The following is a 17,847-nucleotide window of genomic DNA, read 5'->3' as shown; positions in this document are numbered from 1 at the left end:
GTGGGATACCAACGTCTACTGCTGACGCGGTGGTCAAGGCGCGATGCGCTTGCGATCTTCGTCGTCGTCGTGACCGTCGCGTTCCTCACCGGCGCGACGCTGGTCGTGCTGGCCGCGGGTACCCAGACGACAACGCTCGCCGAGGAGTACGACGCTGGCGGGCAAGCCACCTACTACGAGACGATGGCCGAGGGCCGCGCCGCCGCGGACGACGACGCGCTCGTCGTCCCCGTGGCGTCAGTGACGGAGCCGAACGGAACGTCGGCAGTGGTCGCTGGCGTCCCGTGCGAGCAAGCCCGCGAGTTCCGTGAAAAGACCGACTACTCGGTTCCGTGCCCGCCCGATTCCGACTTGACTAACGGCGAGGTCGGGTCGGCGATGACACGGAACCTCGACGGTGAAAACGCGTCTCAAACGGTTCGCGTCAGTCCGCGTGGTGAATCGGACAGTATCCTGCCGCCGTACTGGTACGTCGCTGACGAGTCGGTCGTGAACCGACTTGGCCATACCGGCGTCTTCGTCATCGATACAACGCCGCACGCAGTGGAACCGACCGCCGACGGTAGGACGCCGCTCCGGTCGGCGCTTCCGTTCTTCCTCACCGGAATTCAGCAAGTCATCACGGTCTTGGGGATGACGGCGGTCGGAACCAGCGTCCTCGTCGGCATCACGGTGTACGGCGTCACGCGAATGCACACCCGCGACAGACGACGAACGATTTGCGTCGTTCGCGCGACCGGCGGTGTCCCCGGAACGTTGCTACGTCTATATGGAATTCGGGCAGGCGCTCTCACAGCCGTCGGAACCGCGCTCGGATACGCCGTCGGCGTCGTCTTGACGAACGTCGTCGTTAATACAGCCATCTATCTGGGCGTTCCGACCTCACTAACGATTCGCGTGACCGAGCGCGCCGCGACGATTCTCCTGCCGCTGTACGCCGTCATCGTTGCGATTGGCTCGGCCGCGGGCGTCTTGGCCGCGTGGCACGTTACGCGCCGCTCGCCGACATCGGATGCACCGCGACAGAAGTCTTCACGCTGGGGTTCCGCCGTCGGCGACGTTCTCGGCAGAGTGCATCGATTGACTCTGCTCGACTGGCGAACTCTCGTTCCGAGCGTCGTACCGCTCGCGGCGTTCGTAACCGTCGTCGTCCTCATCGCGTCGATTACGGGCGTCGTTTCGCCACTTGTTCAAACCAGCGGGACGACGATTACAGATTCGAATGCGAACCACCTAATCGCTAGCCGCGTCCCGACGGGGTACGCGGACACGCTCGAAGACCGTGGGATGACGGCAAGTCCAGAAATCCTCGCCTTCGGCGTCCATGACGGGGAACCGATGGTGATTCGAGGCGTACGCTTCGCGTCGTTCTCTCGCGTATCGGACACGAGACTCGTCAACGGTCGGCGGCCGAACGGTCCCAACGAAGCTGTTGCCGGAGCCGACCTTACACAAACACACGACCTCTCGCTGAACGACTCCGTGACGCTCGGCGGAAGCACGAAGGCCGGCTTCGACCGTGTAACGATAGTCGGTACGTACGCCGCACCGGGACCGTTCGACGACCAACTGCTCGTCTCTCTCCCGACGGCACGCCATCTGGCGCGCGTCGATTCGGGCATGGTTCAAATGGTACGGACGGACTCTCGCATCGAGGCAACCGGGAAGAGCAGTGCCATCGTCGGGGTTTCCGTGCCAGCGCACGTTTCCAATGGGGCGGCGATTCCGGTTCGTGTCCAGCTACAGAATCTCGGCTCGGAGCAGACGAATCGTCGCGTATCGGTGCAGGTTGGCGACCGTCGACGTACACGGTCGGTTTCACTCGACGGGGGCGAACGTCGCACGGTGGTCGTCCGGCTTCGAGCGACGCGACTCGGACGCCAGCAGGTCGTCGTCGCTAACCGGACGCGAACCGTGCGCATCGTCCCGCACGACACTGTAGAACTCCACGGCATTCCCGAGCGCACACCTCCGAACAGTGCGCCCCTCGTCCGCGTTACGGACGTTTCCGGAAACCCGGTGCGAAACGCAACTGTCTCAGTCGGCGACAACGAGACGACGACGGAGGCGAACGGAACCGCGAGAGTCCAACTCGGCGAATCGGGGAACGCGACAATTCGCGCCACGGCCGGAAACGGGACAGCGATGGAGACGGTTCGCGTCTCCCCGTCCGCGACTCGGTCGGTCGTCGGTCAACTCCGGGTTCAGCCGCGCCGAGCAACGCTCCTCGGGCGGCCGACGGCGCTACTTGAAGTCACAAATCCGTGGAACGAGACGCTGTCGCGGACGGTCACAATTACTGGCACCGACGAGTACAGCCACCGGGTTCAGTTGGCACCGGGGCAGCAAACGACGGTCAGTACCGAACTCAACCCGGCCGCACCCGGTTCGCACCCTGTCCGCGCGACGGTCAACGGACGAACCTTCGATGAGACGACCTATCGCGTCGTCGGTGACGACCGAATCGTCAGCGCACTCGCCACCAGCGGCGAAACCGGCAGTACCGGCATCAGTCGCGCCATATCGACCGCGTTCGGTGATCTCGACCTCCTCGTCGGCGTGTTCGTCTGTCTGGCGGGACTAATGACGGTCGGAAGCACCACGGCGACGATCGCGTACACCATCCACTCTCGTCGCCGCGTCGTCGGCGTCTACCGCGCGACGGGCGCGTCCCCGGTCAAAATCGTTGCGCACGTCCTCACCGACGCACTGATCGTCGGGGTCGTCGCAACCGTCATCGCGTTCGCAGTGGCCATGGTCGCGGTTTCACTTTTAGCAGAGGCGGGACTGCTCATCCTGTACGGCGTTCGAATCACGCCGTCGGTCACCCCTCGCGTGGCCATTGGTGTCGTCGCGGCAGGGGTGGGCGTGATGTGCCTCAGCGCGGCACTCGTCACCGGTGCGCTCATTAGGGCATCGCCCGATTCGCTCCTCTCCGACCGGCCGCCACAGACGCGCCGTCCAGAAGAGTCGCGGGGTGGTCCGGATGAGTAATCGCCGTGAAACCGCCCTCGCAGTGCTGGCCGTCTGCCTCGTGAGTGTGGCGATGCGACTCCTGCCCCTCCACTGGACGCCACTGCCGTACAACGTCGATGGGTTCCACTTCACCGCGCTCGCCCGGATGACGAGCGCGACCGGCGACTTCGCCGCAACCGGCCCACATCTCAACCCTGACGAATACGTCTTCACCGCGTATCTTACCGCGGTCAGCCAAGTGACCGGCGTCGAACCGCTCGCAATCGCACAGTTTCTCGTCGCCATCGTCGGAACCGTCCCGGCACTCGCCGCAATGGTATTTGTGTACCACATCTGTGACCAACTCGGATGGAGGCGGTCGCACACTCGAGTTGCAGCCGTCCTCGCTGGACTGATACTCGCCGTCGAGGGCGTCTACCTCGGTCGGTCGGCTGCCGTCAGCAGTGAAATGCTCGGCCACGCGTTCGTCGTGCTGTTGGCGCTCTCGTTCTATCGCGCGCTCCGAACCGAGCGTCCGGCGTGGATGGCGCTCACGGTCGCGTTCGTCGTCGCGCTTCCACTCACGCACAATCTCGGTTCAATGGTCGCCGCGCTCGTTTTGTTCGCCATCTTCGTCCGGTCGCTCGGAACCGCGGCGACGCGGCGACGCGTCGTCTTCGGCTCGACGGTTCTCCTCTTCTTCTGGGGATTTATGCTGTACTACTACCAGACGGCCGGACTCGCCGAAGCGAGTTACATCACAGCGCTCCCCGGCCTCTTTCTGGCATGGGTGATACTTCTCGCCACTCTCGCACTCTGGCTCCCATCCGCTGGCAGTGTCGTCCAGCGACTCATTCCGGTCTGCGTCGTCGGCGGCGTCGTCGGACTGCTGGTTGCCAACCACTTCTACCCGATATTCCCCGGAACGGCCTCGACGGCGCTCCTCCAGTTGGCATTCCTGCTTCCGGTGGCGCTCGTCGGTCTCGTTGCGGCGTGGGGACTTCCGAAACTCTCACGCGACCACGGCCTCTCGGTCGTGATCGTCGGACTTCTCTCCGGGCCGCTTGCCCTGATTGGCTTCTCAATGACCGGCAACCTGACTCACGAATACGAAGCTCTCGCCGTTCGGGGGCAGATATTTGGACACTTCGCACTGGGCGTCCTCGCTGCCATCGCGGCAGTGGACATCGGTTATCGATATCGGTCGTCGCAGTCGGTGGTACGGCGGTCGGTCGTTCCACTCGTCATCCTCTGCGTGGTCGTCAGCGCGCCGTTCGCGTTCGCAGGATTACACGCGACATCCGCACAGCCCACGGTGACGCCCTCGGAGCTCTCCACAGGGTCGTTCGCATCGAATCACATCGACGACAGTTGGCTCGGCGACGGCCATATCGTCATCATGTCGTCGAGGTACTATCCGAATCGAACGAGTGCGCGATACACGCCACTGTATCAGTGGTTACAGCAGGGTGGGTCGGCACCGAACTGCGCGATCGTCGCACAGCGGTCGTGGACGACGGTCGGAGCACAGATGTTTCCCTCGTCACCAGTTTCGGTGACGACCGACCGATATGACCGCTGGACTGCGCATAGAGACGTGGTCTACTCCGCCAGTGGACGCGACCCGCTAGTTGTTACGATGCCACGTGGGTCGAATAACTGTCCAGTTGAGCAGGGAGACATCCCTACGACAGAACAGGGATCCACGCAAATAACAAATAAACCGTCGAGGGCGATCAATGGCGCCGACAGCGGAACATTCTCCAACCACTGTTTCATCGAAAACAGGTTGCTGGCTACGGAGACTACATGGTTGAGGCAACACAGCGTCGTCTCGAGACGTGGTCACCAGGCGAAACATGCGATATCGAATCAGAGATGCAAAATCTCACCCTCGAAATTCTCTTTGCGACACTCTTCGGCCGCGAGCTAGCACCAGGAGAGGGTAATGAACTTCGAGCCGCATCGGATGGTCTCAATAGCTGGTTCGCACCAACGTCCTGGTTGCTACCAAATTGGGTCCCGACGCCATCACGCCGCCACTTTTCCGAGTCAAAGGAACAACTTCGATCGGAAATTCGCAGACTGCTTACCGAACATGGTGAGAAGTCAAAGCCAGACAGCCTTCATCAAGAAACACTCTTATCAAAACTTGCAGAGGCACGTGAAGCGAGCGGTCAAGATCATCTGAGTACCGAGGAAGTCGAAGGACAGCTACTCACGATGCTCTTTGCAGGCTATGAAACGACTGCGGCCGCTCTTGGGTTTGCTTGGTACGCATTGGCCCAAAATCCCGAGATCCAACAGGCGTTTCATGAAGAACTCGATGCGGTACTAGACGGTGAGCCACCGACGCATGCGGACATCACTGACTTAGAACTGACACGGCAGATTGTGACCGAGACACTTCGCATGTACCCGCCGGTACACACAATCCCTCGCCAAACAACGCGAGACGTGAACGTCGATGGATATCAGGTTCCAGCTGATACACAAGTCCACCTTCCACTTCTGGCGATACATCGTGATGAGCGATTCTACGACGATCCGTCGTCATTCCGTCCAGGTCGGTGGACAGGAGAATTTGAGGACGAACTCCCAGATTATGCATTTATTCCGTTTGGTGGGAGACGTCGGACGTGTATCGGGCGAGAAATTGCGACTTTGGAAGCAACGCTTGTGCTAGCGACGATTGGTCAACACTGGACGCTTGAATGGATGGGTGAAGAGGAGGAGGTTTCGATCGAACCAGAAATGACGATGAAGACACAAAATGAACTCCCGATGCAACTTCGGCCACGGTAAGCATATTCATCGGCTCCCCTGCCGGTAGATTTGGTGGGTGGATGGGTGAGTGTGTGAGAAAGACCTATTAACGATCACTAGTCCTCTCACATATGAAGATAGAAGATAATGAGTTGGCAGAGGGACAATACTCTCAGATGAACGCGTAGCGAGATTCGAACAGCTACTGGATGAAGAATCTGAGTTGGAACTCACGGAGACGATGGCCACGCTCTGTGGAGTGCATAAAGCAGCATTCCGTGTATACCTCACCGTTCTCGATTATCCACACCTCACCGTTCTCGATTATCCACACAGCACGATTGCTGAAATCGCGGAGATTCTCGACCGTGATCAGAGTACAATTGGGAAGCAACTGCAACCGCTATACGAACAGGACTTAGTCACTCGGTATCCACGCACTATCACTAGTGGTGGCGTCAAATACTTACACGTCGCTCAACCACTCGCAGAAACCATGGAGTGGCTACAGCAGGAGTTGGACAGATGGATTAATACCGTTTTGAGCCAACTGGAGGAGCTTTATACTGCCTAATCGGTTTCTCTCCAAAGCAAATTGTCGTTCAACGAACGCGATTCCACCCGTGGTTAGAGTTCCATTCGTTCAATGCGTTCCATGAGTTCCTGTAGTTCCAATTCTTCCATGCGTTCCAATCCAAGTTCGAATACCAGTGGGTAGAAATGGCGAGTTTTCTTGACCGTCTCCCCAAACTCCATCTCGAGTTCCAAATCAAGACGCTTGTATCCAGTCGATACCTTCCGATCAAGGTCATCAGATAGATAGACACTCCGTGCGTTCCAATCCTTCTTTACGTTCTTTGCTTTCCCACCATTCTTTTCGTTCCCAGAAGAATCTGCCTTCCCATCGGATTGAGCAGACTGTGCGTTCCCACTAGTCTTTGCATTCTTTGCGTTCTTGTTGTTCTTCTCTGTCCCTTCCCCATCGAAACGTGCGGCAATCCGGTTAGTTGCGTCGTCACGGTGGTCACTCATGGTTATCCTCCAGGTCTGCCGCAATTCGATCATAGACCCCAATCATGTCACATTCATCGACATCTGGCCCGAAAATGGAACCGCCAGCATTCATCGCGCGTTTGATTGCAGCTCGATGTCGAACTTCGTATACCGGACAGCGATTGTCAAAGGTATCCTCAAACCACTGAATCATTTCTCGTTGTTCGTTGTCAAGCGGATAGTTGACGTTTGATATAATGACCCCACGCTCGGATACGGTGACTTCGTATCGTTTCTCTAGTGTCTCAATCTGTGTAAGGAGGTGGTCAAGCGCAAGAATCGATGTATCTTCAGCTTCGACTGGCACGATGATATCACCACAGGCAAGGAGGACGTTGTCGTTAATTGGGCCGAGACTTGGGGGAGCATCGACAAGAACGAAATCATAACCCTCCAAATCGTCGAAAAGCATCTGAAGTCGTTCCCGGGGTCGCCATCCTGACGCAATAAGATCCTGCTCTAAGCGGAACATATCGATGTTCCCAGGAAGGACGTCGAACTCAGCATGCTCGACAGTGAGGTCATTGACGTCATGCTCAGTCGGTTCTTTCATCGCATCGAACAACGAGGGAGGATCAGCTTTGTATGCGTCTCGTAAGTTGAGTTTGTTCGTGAGATACCCTTGCGGGTCAAGATCTGCCGCAAGCACTCGGTTACCTCGGTATGCTAACGCACCCGCGAGATTGATCGTGTTCGTCGACTTCGCCACACCACCTTTCTGGTTTGTAATCCCAATGGTTTGTATTTCGCTCATGGAACGCAAGTCGTTCCATGAACGCATAGAAAATAAATCTATGTCAGACGAATTGATTTGGAGTATCGACCGACAGATACAATGTGTCAAAATCAACTTCTAGGTACTCAGCCGCACGGAGCATGTCTAAATCAAGCTTACGCGATTTATCCTAGAGGCTTGACCCCGAGGCATTCTCGCTGCGTTTTCTGTAGAGGATCTCGATCACGAGTGCCAGAACCAGTACAGACACACCTTGGTCGCGGATGTAACGGGAAAAAGAGTGTGTTGTTTGTTCAAATCGACAGGAGACACACCACCACCGCGAATGTAAGTGTTGATCAACCTCGGCTGTTCGCCGAATTTTCATACGTTTTCTGAATCATTCCCGAAACACATTTATAGCTTATAGACGTAAAGTCCACTAAGTTAATTTCAACAGTTTAGAAGAGTGGTCCTCTTTTTCGACCACTCTCCGTTCTTCTTATTTGTCTGATTTCGTGAGTAGAGACTTCCTCCTCCCCTATTGCTAAATCCGTTACATCCGCGATGGTGGTGTGTGTGCTTCAGCTTGTTTTGTTGACTCAAGTTCTTTTCCGCCAATGGGTCTGAGCCTTCTATCGCCGGTTTTCCCATCATTACATTCGCGAAAGGGGTGTCCGACGCTGAAACTTCCAGTTGTCTCCCGCTGCTTCATCCGCGACACCACCCGATTCATCGGAATAATATAAACAACGATTTCGACCGCTTTGAGAGGCAATTTTCACCGACTTACATCCGCGACTTCCCTGCCCTTTATTACGAATGAGAGATATGTAGTAGCCAATCGTATGACATCCGATGAGTCAGATGATCGTGACCCACTCTTCCGGTATGACGATCCTATTTTCGCTCGGGAAGAGCTTTTGAAAATCAAGCACATACCCGGGTCAGACCGTATCGTTGGTCGAGATGAGCATATGAAACAGGTTGCAGAAGCGCTCAACCCTGCTATTTTCGGCCGTGAACCTACTCATCTTCTCATCTTCGGGGAAACTGGAACGGGAAAGAGTTTGATTTCGCGAAGTGTGACCGAGCGCGTCATTGACGAAGCTCAGCGAGACGATATCACGGTGAAGGCTGCATACGTCGATTGTGGCGAGCAGAACACCGAGGCAGGCGTCGTCAAAACGATTGGACGTGAGATCAATGATCCAGCACAGAGCAATATTACGATTCCTGAGCGGGGGCTTGCAACCGGTGATTATTATCGTCGGCTCTGGGATGTTCTCGATACATGCTGTGACGTCGCGATTCTCATTCTCGATGAAATCGACCTCCTCGAGGACGACGAAGTCCTCCGAAAGCTCTCGCGAGCAGGTGAAAATCAGCAAATCTCCGAATCGAATATTGGCATCATCGGTATTTCTAACAAGATCAATTTCGCTGACGAACTCGGTGAACGCGTCAAATCCAGTTTTGCACGCGACGAACTGGTTTTTCCTGCCTACGATGCGACCCAGCTCGTCGATATTCTCGAAAATCGCCGTGACGCCTTCCGTGAGGATGTCCTTGAAGGCGATGTTATTCCACTAACCGCGGCTCTTGCAGCCCAGGAACACGGTGATGCCCGCAAAGCAATCGACATTCTTCGAAATGCTGGCCGTCTCGCTACTCAATCAGATACTGTGCCCGTAACCGATGAACACGTTCGCCAAGCAAAGAAAAAGACGGAAGCCGACCGATTTGCCGAATTGATCGCTGGTGCTCCGACACAAGCAAAGACGATTCTGCTGGCGCTTACCAATCTTACCGAATCAAAGCAAGCTGATGAGTTCTCCACGAAGGAAATTTATCGCCGGTACCAGCAAATCGCGCGTGGTACTGGTCTCGATATGCTCTCTGAACGCCGTACTCAAGAAATTTTGAAAGAGCATGATTTCCTGAACGTGATTCAATCAGAACGTCGAGGGCGTGGGCGTGGCCAAGGGGTTCACGCAAAGCACCGTCTCCTTGAAGAACCCGACATCGTCAAATCCGTTCTCGAACAAGATTCTCTCATTAGTAACTTTCTTTCGTCAGTTGACGATTAGCCTTCTGACCCACCTTTTGTCTGACCACCTTTCCATTTTCTCTTTACCTTCCACTCGTTCAATGCGTTCTTTGAACGCTTTCGCCTCTGTGACCTCCATTCGCTAGTATTATCTAGATGCTTTTGTAGCCTCTGAGCGTGTGCTATACCCCTTAGCCACTAAAGGATCAAATCGACTTTCAATCGCTCCCGTTGTTCAATGCGTCCTAAGAAGTCAATGCATTCAATGCGTTCCAAGAAGGCATCTCTCTTTCTGTACAAGTGCTCTACCCCGGACTAACTGGTAATTGACTGTCATCGGTCACAGAGACAGTTGAAATGATCTCGTGGATGATCCCGGAGGAACGTATGTATCGTTATCGCAAGTTCGAGCATCGCATCTGCCTGCTCAGCGGTAACCGCCCGCCCGGAATAATACGACGCCGCTCGGTTCTCGTTGTACAGTGCTTGGAAGTCCTGTTTCAAATCGTCGCTGATCACTCCCAGTTCAAAGGCACGTTAATACGCGTACTCGTGATCCATAAAATCGTGAACCGCATCGTCACTCATCGCGATGGCGTAAAATTCAAATGACCGCTCGATCGCCCCAAACGCGAGTTCGACGACGGCTGTATGATACCCATTTTGATCTTGAAGCGTCTGTGCAGCAGCAATCAGACGACATGCCTTCTTGAGTTGTGCTTCCTCTTCAGTGAGCTCGGCAAGTCCTTCTTCGGGGGTTCCACCTCGCTCAAAAGACCGATGCGCCTCTTCGAGTACATCTGTAACCACCTTTGGATCGTCACTCATCGACTAGATCCTCCATTATCGATTGGAATTTCTCGAACTCTCCAGTCTCAGAAAGCGTGATCCCGGAGACGACCGTTTCAGCGATGTCTCCGGTGTGTGCCGGTACAGACGCAGGAGATTCAACCACAATGTGAAAGTCGTACCGTTCTCCATTGAATTGCTGTGAGGCGAGTTCTTTACCGATTTGAGCTGCACGTCGTTGGTTGCGTCCGCGATGTTCGCGAACCAGCACCCAGAGATCAATATCGCTTTGTCGATCCGCTTCACCCCGTGCAACACTCCCGTAGACGAGAATGCCGAGCATATCATCGAGTTCATTAGCGAGTGTCTCAACGGCAGTTCGTACCGGTGCGTGGAATTCTGTCTGTGGGATACAGAGCAACGGATTGTCTGGAATCGTCACACGCTCTCGATTGATACTGACAAGTTTCTTGTTCCCCTTGTGTTGGATGTGGACGAGGTCATTCGACGCGAGCACATCGACTGCTTTTCCGACGGTTCGATGTGTTACGTCTACGATCGACGCAAGCGTTCGAATCGTATACTCCTCGAAAGGGCGGTCTACTAACAATTGAAGTAATTCATCCGTTGCTTTGTGCCGATAGAGATTGGGATTGCTGGCTGGTACAGGTACCTGTATTGTCGCTCCGGATGTTTCTTCACTTCCTCTTGGCCCCACTTGATGGACACTCTCATTCTCCATAGGTACTCTAAGTAGCCACTAATATAAAAACTTTATACGTATACTCCCGGCTGATCATACAAGAATCGGTATGAGAAATGTGGGATCAGAGTGCATTGAAGGGTGATAAAAGGGAACCGGTTGGACTAGGGTTAGTATGTAATATTAACCTGCGACGCAACCCTTTCAGACCTGTTCTTTCCGAATCGTCACTATATCTGCCGCCACACGTCCCGATCCTTCTGCTGCAATCACGAGCAGATTTGGCGCTGGTGTGCAGGGTGCTCGATCACCGACGTGAAATCCAGCATCTGCAGCACCCGGAAGTTGGACTTGATACCCATTGCCTGCGATTTGGAGAGAGGCGTTTGCGACTCGATGAATTGAGACGGTGTCTAAAGCGGCTGACGTGGCGAGCTCGACGATATCCTCGTTACTGATGCGGTCGATGTCGACGACGAGGAGGAGACCGTCGAATGCAAACACGCGAATGTCTGCTAGGCGGGCGGGCTCGTTGTCAGTTTCTTCAACGAGCCCAGCGGTTCTGGCAGGCTTTGTGACTTGGAGAGCAAGCCCATCGCCAGACCGTTTGATTGTGTTAGGCATTGTTGGTTAGTATTATATGCTAACCCAAGAGCGTTCGCCTTGGCGGATGCGCTCTCGGGTCGGCGTTGTCGATAGGAAGCGTTGGGGCCGCAAATCATCTCATGTTTTCAGTTTCACTTCCGCTCTGGTTGGCTGAAGTCTTTATCCATCACGTACGAAGCGTCATATGCAGTCAACGTAACCTAGCAGGCGATGTGGACTCGTGTGCCCAGACCAACCCATCCGTCCACGTTGTTTGCTCATTTCCCTTATGGTACTACAGTAGCTGTCGATAGCCCTCGCTCCGTCCAAGGGTTTACCTGTTCTGTACTCGAATCTCCGAACACAGATGGTCTCTACTGATGAATCGCCACTCACACCACTTGCGCAAGACGCCCTTGAGGCACTCGCGAGCACGATCCCACCCGGTGATGAACTCACCTACGAGCAAGCCTATGCTGTTCTGGCTGAGAAAGAAGATCTCGAGCGACCTACTGCCGAAGATATCATCGAACGGCTGTACAATAAGGGTCATGTGTACGAAGTCGAGGGAAAGCTTCGACTCACCGATTATGGGTCTGAATAGCTGGACTCGCGTCGGTGCCAGCGTTAAATTCAGGACGCGTATTCTGCACGAAGTTACACCAGCTTCCAGTGATACAAACAAGAAAATACAGATCATAAGATAGTTTCTGTCCTCTGATGAGTACAGACCTATCGACGCTTGCGAAATATGGACTCGGTGTCGCTGTCGGCCTCGTTGTGATGGTTTGGGCTTTCGAGTCGTTTCACTGGTATAATTATATGAAGGCTAATCCTCAGGTCGGATCCATTTCGGGGGGTGGTATGTGGCTCTACTATCCGGTGTTCATGCTGGGCGCTGTGATTACGTTCACCGCGTTGATGATCGGACTACAGCGAGCGATTCACGGCGAAGCCGAAGGATGAGGTTTCCTACCGCCTGAGTGCCGTCTCGTCGGAATAGCCTGTTACAGACGCTCGCTCATTTTACTGAATCTGTCCACTTTTGATGGGCTGAAACGAATCGACACTATTTGCTGAACTTTGCCCCTCTAACATGCCCTTCCTAACAGGTCGCTGGTGGGTGACGCTCAACTACTGGCTCGTCAGCTCGAACCATGTCGGCACGATCTCATTCACCCTGTCCTCACCTGTCGCTAGCGGGAGTAGTCGATTATACCGTTGTATAAAGGGGGACCGAGAGAGCGACCCCCTCCATTTCGCAGAAATAGGCGCACTCCACCGTAACCAACCGATTACTACCACCATGTGTCACCGGCAATGCGGTGTGAATCTCGTGTGGCGGTGCCGCCAGAATGGGGGTTCTGCAAACCCCGTGATTACAACACTATAATCAGCGCCCTCCGTTTCGTTCCGCGTTCGCTTCGTGTGCTCGCATCCATCCGGCTAAGTCGGGATGTGCGAACGTGATCTCGATGTGGTGGCCACCGACACCCATGGCGTCATCCACGGACAGCGTTCGAGATTCCTTATAGGTCACGCCGGGCACATTGGGTCTTCATCTGTTCAATCGTCGTTTAGGAAGCGGTCTGGCAGTATAAAGGCTACAGGCCACCAACCCGCCATGCGCCATCTAAAATCGATATGAGCGTTACAATGTTGTAACGCTCTCCTTGTCGGTGGTGTCTTTTACCATCCGACCGTAGTGTCTGCCGTGTCCGATCGGGTGACACTCCGATGTAACAGAGTCCAATCGATCATCTTGCTAGGTGCGTTTTTTGTCCTCGAGATGCTCGCTGATTCTTTCACTCGTTTTGATCCGCAACGAGTGGAAACCGGATATAACTCACCTTTGCTGTCGAAGGATTTGACCGAAGAAGCCAGTAGTGCGGATGACGTAGTACCGGTACTGAATCACTCTAATGACACGCTATGGCTATGCGGCAATGAATATCACACTTCGAGAAAAAGGCGTGCGAACGAACCGTGGAATGCGGAAAACGACCTTCCAAGAGCGTGGTCTCACATATGCTGGCGAACTCGCCGAGCAGAACTGCCGCGATCTCAAACGTATCATTGAATGGAATATTGATCATGACATCTACTACTATCGAATTTCATCCGATCTTCTCCCATGGTTTAGCCAATATGATCTCGGGGAACTACCCAACGCCACGACAGTTCGTTCGCTCCTTGCAGAGGTCGGCGACCATGCTCTTGAGCAGGATCTCCGTCTTACGTTCCACCCAGATCACTTCGTGAAGCTAGCAAGTGACGACGACGCCGTCGTCAAACGGTCGATAACAGATTTAGAGAATCACGGTACTATTCTCGATACGATGGGACTGCCGCGAACACCCTACAACGCTATTAACATCCATATTGGCGCTCACTATGGTGATAAAGAAAGAACCAGCAAACGATTCTGTGACCACTTCAGGCAACTCTCACCGGCAGTTCGAAAGCGACTAACCGTTGAAAACGACGATACCGAATCCCTGTGGAGTATTCCCGAGCTGGTTGACGCAGTTTATGACTGTATAGAAATTCCGATTACGTACGACGATCTCCACCATCAGTTCACGAGCCGTGGATTGACGCGCCGTGAAGCGCTCACTCGCGCAACCGACACGTGGGAGACGACGCCAATCATCCACTATAGTGAATCTCGACGCCTCCACGAGGCCGATCCATCGATTCGGCCACAGAACCATAGTGACTACGTTATCGGACCAATTCGCACTTTCGGTACAGGTGCTGACGTTATGATCGAAGCAAAGCAAAAAGAATTGGCGGTGCTCCGATACCAAAAAGCCACACGGACAGCGTAATTAAACTCTATTCACACGACCGAGTTCTATCCAGTCACTGATCAACAAGAAGAATAAAGGGTTGCGCCTGCAAACCTACTGCGAGCTCACCGGCAGTGCGATATCTATTGAACAATGATGCATCACCGAGGTACTCTGTGAAGTGTCGACTCTTTCAAAGGAAGAGAGCCTCGTCCTCGACTACCGGCGAGAAAATAGTGCATTGAGACCGCAAGCCACGCCTTCACTCTTACCGAGACGGCGGCGGCCATAGAGTACGAGCAATTCGGCAGTGTCGCTCTAAAACCGAGACTGCAGCGTGTCGAGTCCCTGCTCCCGGTTGACGAAGCGTGAGCGAGTCATACAACTACTTCGAGGAGGGCGGTAGATAGTGTTGGTGATTATCTAAATCGTGATTTTACTAATTTTGATTTTACTAATTGGCGTTCAATATCTGTCAGCCGATGTAACTGGACACTTGATACAGAGACAGAAACGTACCACTGACGCTATCTGGAGTAAAAGTAGGCGTGTCAAACATTTCTACTCCGTCCACAACTCGGCAGTCCGCGCTTCGACTTCGTCAAGGACGATCCGTAACACGTCACGATGGTCAGCGAGCCAAGACGCATCGTCACCTGGTGTTGGGGCTATAGTTGGCGGAGGAAAATGGTCGCGAGTGTTGTGAGAGTTTGGATGTCGATCCTATCGACATTCCCAAGCATGATCCGGATGCACCTTCCGATAGTGGATTTTGAAGTCATCGTTCGTGTACCAGGGACTAGCTAGACTCGTCTCTTCGACGGTTGCAGGACAATATAAGAATGCAAGCATGGCACGAAGTTGATACTGGCTTGCTCGGGGGTCTTCTAAACGGGCACGAATTGCTGACGGAAAATCGGTCAAACAGTTAGTAGTGACCGAGCAAGCCATTCTTGCGCGCTTTGATTCCTGACCGATAGAAACTGTAGTAGCCGATTACAAGATAGATGACGCTAGTGGCCACAAGCAGGCCGATTTCAGTGGGCTGAAATTCCCAGAGTCGGAGACTGTCCTGCATTGCTCTTTGAGTCAAATGACTACCATGAGTGACTGGGAGCAGTTTCAGTGCTTCAACCTCTCCGGCGGGGGCAGCAATCAGTCCGACAAATGCGAATTGTACTATTTGAAACAGATTTTCGATACGCTTGTACACCAGTGCGAGTCCTGCGAAGAAAAATCCGATACCGACGACAGACATCAGCGTGAGCGCTAACAACGGAACAATCGTTAGCGGATCGATGGTCAGCCAACGACCGGTCGTCGCCATCATGAACACCAGTAACACACCACCCCAGAAGAAACTGAAACAGATGTTAACAACCGATTTCACGGCCATGATGGTTCCAAACCCGTGCGGTGACATGAACAACCGTTCTAACGTTCCCCACTGAGCCTCGTGCGTAACGTTCCACGCGAGTCCCGAGTAAGACGTAATCGAGAGCGTGAAGAGAAAGAAACCGACGATGATTCCGTTGAGTGAGTCGCTCAGCGAAGGGCCTGCAATGGCCCTTCCGCCGAAAAATATCAGCGTGAAGAACGTGATGAGCGTCAAAAGCAGGCTCGCCGTGTTGATAGGGTAGCGAACGAAGAGAACGTACTGTTTGTAAAAGACAACTTTTACCAGTGCCAGCAGGGATGGGCTATCGTCGTCGGCAGATTCGGTCGATTGTCCCGTCTCAGTCGTTGCCAACGTTGCTCACCTCCTGTGCGACGCCTGACCCATCCGATTTCGGGCCCGTTTCGGTGAGTCGAAGGAACACGTCCTCCAAGTTCGGTTCGACAGAAGTGATGTCCCGAATGTCCTGTTCGTTGTCCTGAAGGATGTTGACCGCGTCGTATATTTCGTCCCCCTCAACGACGGTGAACACAACGGTGAGTCGGTCACCCGCCTCCGTGATGTCCGCGTCTATCACCCGTTCAAGTTGCTGTCGGACGTGACTGCCAACCGGACGTTCGAGAGTAATTTCGTACTGGCGCGTGTGGAATAAGTCCAGCAACGCGTTCACCTCGTCGTACTCGATGATGGAACCGTTGTTGAGTATTAAAACGCTGTCACAGACCGTTTCGATGACATCCATGTCGTGACTACAGAGTACGATGGTTACGTCCTCGTCGGCGAGTCGCTTGAGTTCGGCACGGAGTTCGAGTGACGTTTCGATGTCGAGTCCGAGGGTCGGTTCGTCCATGAACACAACGTCAACGTCACGCGCTAGTGTCGATGCCAGAGAGGCTTTTTGTTTCATCCCCCGGGAAAGGTCGTTAACTGGGGTGTCAGCGTAATCGTCGAGGTCGAACTGTTTCAGCAGTGCTTCGTGTCGGTCGTATAATTCGCTTGGGTCGTCTCCGCCGATGCCCGCAAAAAAGGAGAGATTTTCCTGCACCGTGAGTTTCCAGTAGATGTTCCGTGCACCTTCGAGTATCGCACCGACGTTTTTGTACGCGCGGCTCGGCCGTTCGTGAACATCTTGTCCCGTGATTTCGACGGTTCCTGCGTCGGGAAGTACCAGCCCGAGCATCGACTTGATCGTCGTTGTCTTTCCGGCCCCGTTCGGGCCGAGTATCCCGACGACAGTTCCGCTCTCGATTTCGAACGAGATATCGTCGATAGCAGTTACGGCAGCCTCATCGTCCCCGAACGTCTTTTGCAATCCCTCGACGCGTATCGCTGGCATCTCGGCTATCTCCATACTATTGTCTATCATATAGTTATATGACATTAATGTTTTAACTGTTCTGAAGTTAGGAATCTGTAATTCCGATGTGAACGTCTGCGTTAATATCTGTCAGATGACATCAGTGGTACTCGAATGCGCATTCGGCAACCGATGGGGACAGCAGTAACTTTACTTTCAAGAGTGTATAATCCATTATATGATGAGTAGAGACTGGAACGAACACACTGCTTCCAGCGAACCCCAGTCGCTCACGTCTGTCGTTGACCGGATGGTGCCGACGCTGATAGTCTTCCTCGGAATCGGACTGTTGCTGCTCGGCTATTCGATGTTCTGGATAGTCTTCGTTGTCGGATTTTCGGCGGTGCTCCCGGCTGCTCGAACCGCCGCCCAGTGGTACGACTCGAACCACAGAACGCAGACGCAGAGCCGTTCTTCCCCGACTCGTCCGGACGAAGACCACGCGATCAACACTCTTCGTGAACGGTACGCGCGCGGCGAAATCGGGGAGGCGGAGTTCGAAAAACAGGTCGAACGACTGCTGGAAACGGAAACCGTCGCAGACGGTCGGCCGAACGACTCCGGGTCGGGCTCCAACCGCTCGAACCGCCGCGACTCGACGGAAGAGGCTCGGCAGCGGAACCGCAACTAATCCTCGAATCTCTCGCGGGTTGCCAGCGAGAACTTCTACGGTTCGGCGTGGCTAT

14 protein-coding genes are annotated in these 17,847 nt (G+C 54.2%); 6 read left to right on the top strand and 8 right to left on the bottom strand.

The genetic code is table 11. The features are described from left to right. A complete protein-coding gene (locus HL45_RS19230; protein WP_049972835.1) occupies window positions 1-2,994 on the top strand; it encodes an FtsX-like permease family protein in 2,994 nt (997 codons plus the stop codon). A 1,719-nt stretch (window positions 2,995-4,713) separates the two neighbouring features. Then, window positions 4,714-5,760 (top strand): cytochrome P450, encoded by a 1,047-nt coding sequence (locus tag HL45_RS19225; protein ID WP_084157183.1) that lies wholly within the window; start codon window positions 4,714-4,716, stop codon window positions 5,758-5,760. A 588-nt stretch (window positions 5,761-6,348) separates the two neighbouring features. On the opposite strand, the gene HL45_RS19215 is transcribed toward HL45_RS19225, so the two are convergent. Next, entirely contained in the window at window positions 6,349-6,753 is a 405-nt protein-coding gene (locus tag HL45_RS19215) for a hypothetical protein (protein ID WP_049972832.1), read from the bottom strand. Beyond that, window positions 6,746-7,528: a ParA family protein gene (locus HL45_RS19210; RefSeq protein ID WP_049972831.1), complete on the bottom strand. Its 783-nt coding sequence runs from the start codon at window positions 7,526-7,528 to the stop codon at window positions 6,746-6,748. The genes HL45_RS19215 and HL45_RS19210 overlap by 8 nt, the downstream gene beginning before the upstream one ends. 809 nt (window positions 7,529-8,337) lie before the next feature. Here HL45_RS19210 and HL45_RS19205 point away from each other — a divergent pair. Next, the gene (locus HL45_RS19205; protein WP_049972830.1) at window positions 8,338-9,579 is read left to right on the top strand and encodes a Cdc6/Cdc18 family protein; all 1,242 of its coding nucleotides are present in this window, start codon (window positions 8,338-8,340) and stop codon (window positions 9,577-9,579) included. A gap of 497 nt (window positions 9,580-10,076) precedes the next feature. Here the strand turns inward: HL45_RS19205 and HL45_RS21740 are convergent, their stop codons facing one another. The 3 genes from HL45_RS21740 to HL45_RS19185 all read right to left on the bottom strand — a co-directional run bounded on the left by HL45_RS21740 (window position 10,077) and on the right by HL45_RS19185 (window position 11,655). Then, window positions 10,077-10,367, bottom strand: a complete 291-nt coding sequence (locus tag HL45_RS21740; protein WP_049972828.1) for a hypothetical protein — start codon at window positions 10,365-10,367, stop codon at window positions 10,077-10,079. After that, window positions 10,360-11,070: a nucleotidyltransferase domain-containing protein gene (locus HL45_RS19190; protein WP_084157181.1), complete on the bottom strand. Its 711-nt coding sequence runs from the start codon at window positions 11,068-11,070 to the stop codon at window positions 10,360-10,362. Before HL45_RS19190 ends, HL45_RS21740 begins: the two co-directional genes overlap by 8 nt. A gap of 165 nt (window positions 11,071-11,235) precedes the next feature. Beyond that, the gene (locus tag HL45_RS19185; RefSeq protein WP_049972826.1) at window positions 11,236-11,655 is read right to left on the bottom strand and encodes a hypothetical protein; all 420 of its coding nucleotides are present in this window, start codon (window positions 11,653-11,655) and stop codon (window positions 11,236-11,238) included. Window positions 11,656-11,983: 328 nt separating this feature from the next. Between HL45_RS19185 and HL45_RS20175 the strand changes: the two genes are divergently transcribed. Then, entirely contained in the window at window positions 11,984-12,220 is a 237-nt protein-coding gene (locus HL45_RS20175) for a hypothetical protein (protein ID WP_084157180.1), read from the top strand. Between the two features lie 789 nt (window positions 12,221-13,009). Here the strand turns inward: HL45_RS20175 and HL45_RS21015 are convergent. Then, entirely contained in the window at window positions 13,010-13,156 is a 147-nt protein-coding gene (locus tag HL45_RS21015; protein ID WP_162472542.1) for a hypothetical protein, read from the bottom strand. A 382-nt stretch (window positions 13,157-13,538) separates the two neighbouring features. Between HL45_RS21015 and uvsE the strand changes: the two genes are divergently transcribed. Further along, window positions 13,539-14,447 (top strand): UV DNA damage repair endonuclease UvsE, encoded by a 909-nt coding sequence (uvsE, locus tag HL45_RS19170; RefSeq protein WP_049972823.1) that lies wholly within the window; start codon window positions 13,539-13,541, stop codon window positions 14,445-14,447. An 889-nt stretch (window positions 14,448-15,336) separates the two neighbouring features. On the opposite strand, the gene HL45_RS19165 is transcribed toward uvsE, so the two are convergent. After that, a complete protein-coding gene (locus HL45_RS19165; protein WP_049972822.1) occupies window positions 15,337-16,158 on the bottom strand; it encodes an ABC transporter permease in 822 nt (273 codons plus the stop codon). After that, window positions 16,145-17,140, bottom strand: coding sequence for an ABC transporter ATP-binding protein (locus HL45_RS19160; RefSeq protein WP_233274861.1), 996 nt, complete (start codon window positions 17,138-17,140; stop codon window positions 16,145-16,147). Before HL45_RS19160 ends, HL45_RS19165 begins: the two co-directional genes overlap by 14 nt. Before the next feature lie 199 nt (window positions 17,141-17,339). Between HL45_RS19160 and HL45_RS19155 the strand changes: the two genes are divergently transcribed. After that, complete coding sequence (locus HL45_RS19155) at window positions 17,340-17,792, top strand: SHOCT domain-containing protein (RefSeq protein WP_049972820.1); 453 nt, start codon at window positions 17,340-17,342, stop codon at window positions 17,790-17,792. The last annotated feature ends 55 nt before the right edge of the window (window positions 17,793-17,847 follow it).

It is taken from the genome of Haladaptatus cibarius D43 (genome assembly GCF_000710615.1).
Classification (GTDB): Archaea; Halobacteriota; Halobacteria; order Halobacteriales; family Haladaptataceae; genus Haladaptatus; species Haladaptatus cibarius.
Note: the sequence above shows the minus strand (reverse complement) of the source record. Positions and strands in the feature narration are given on the sequence as shown.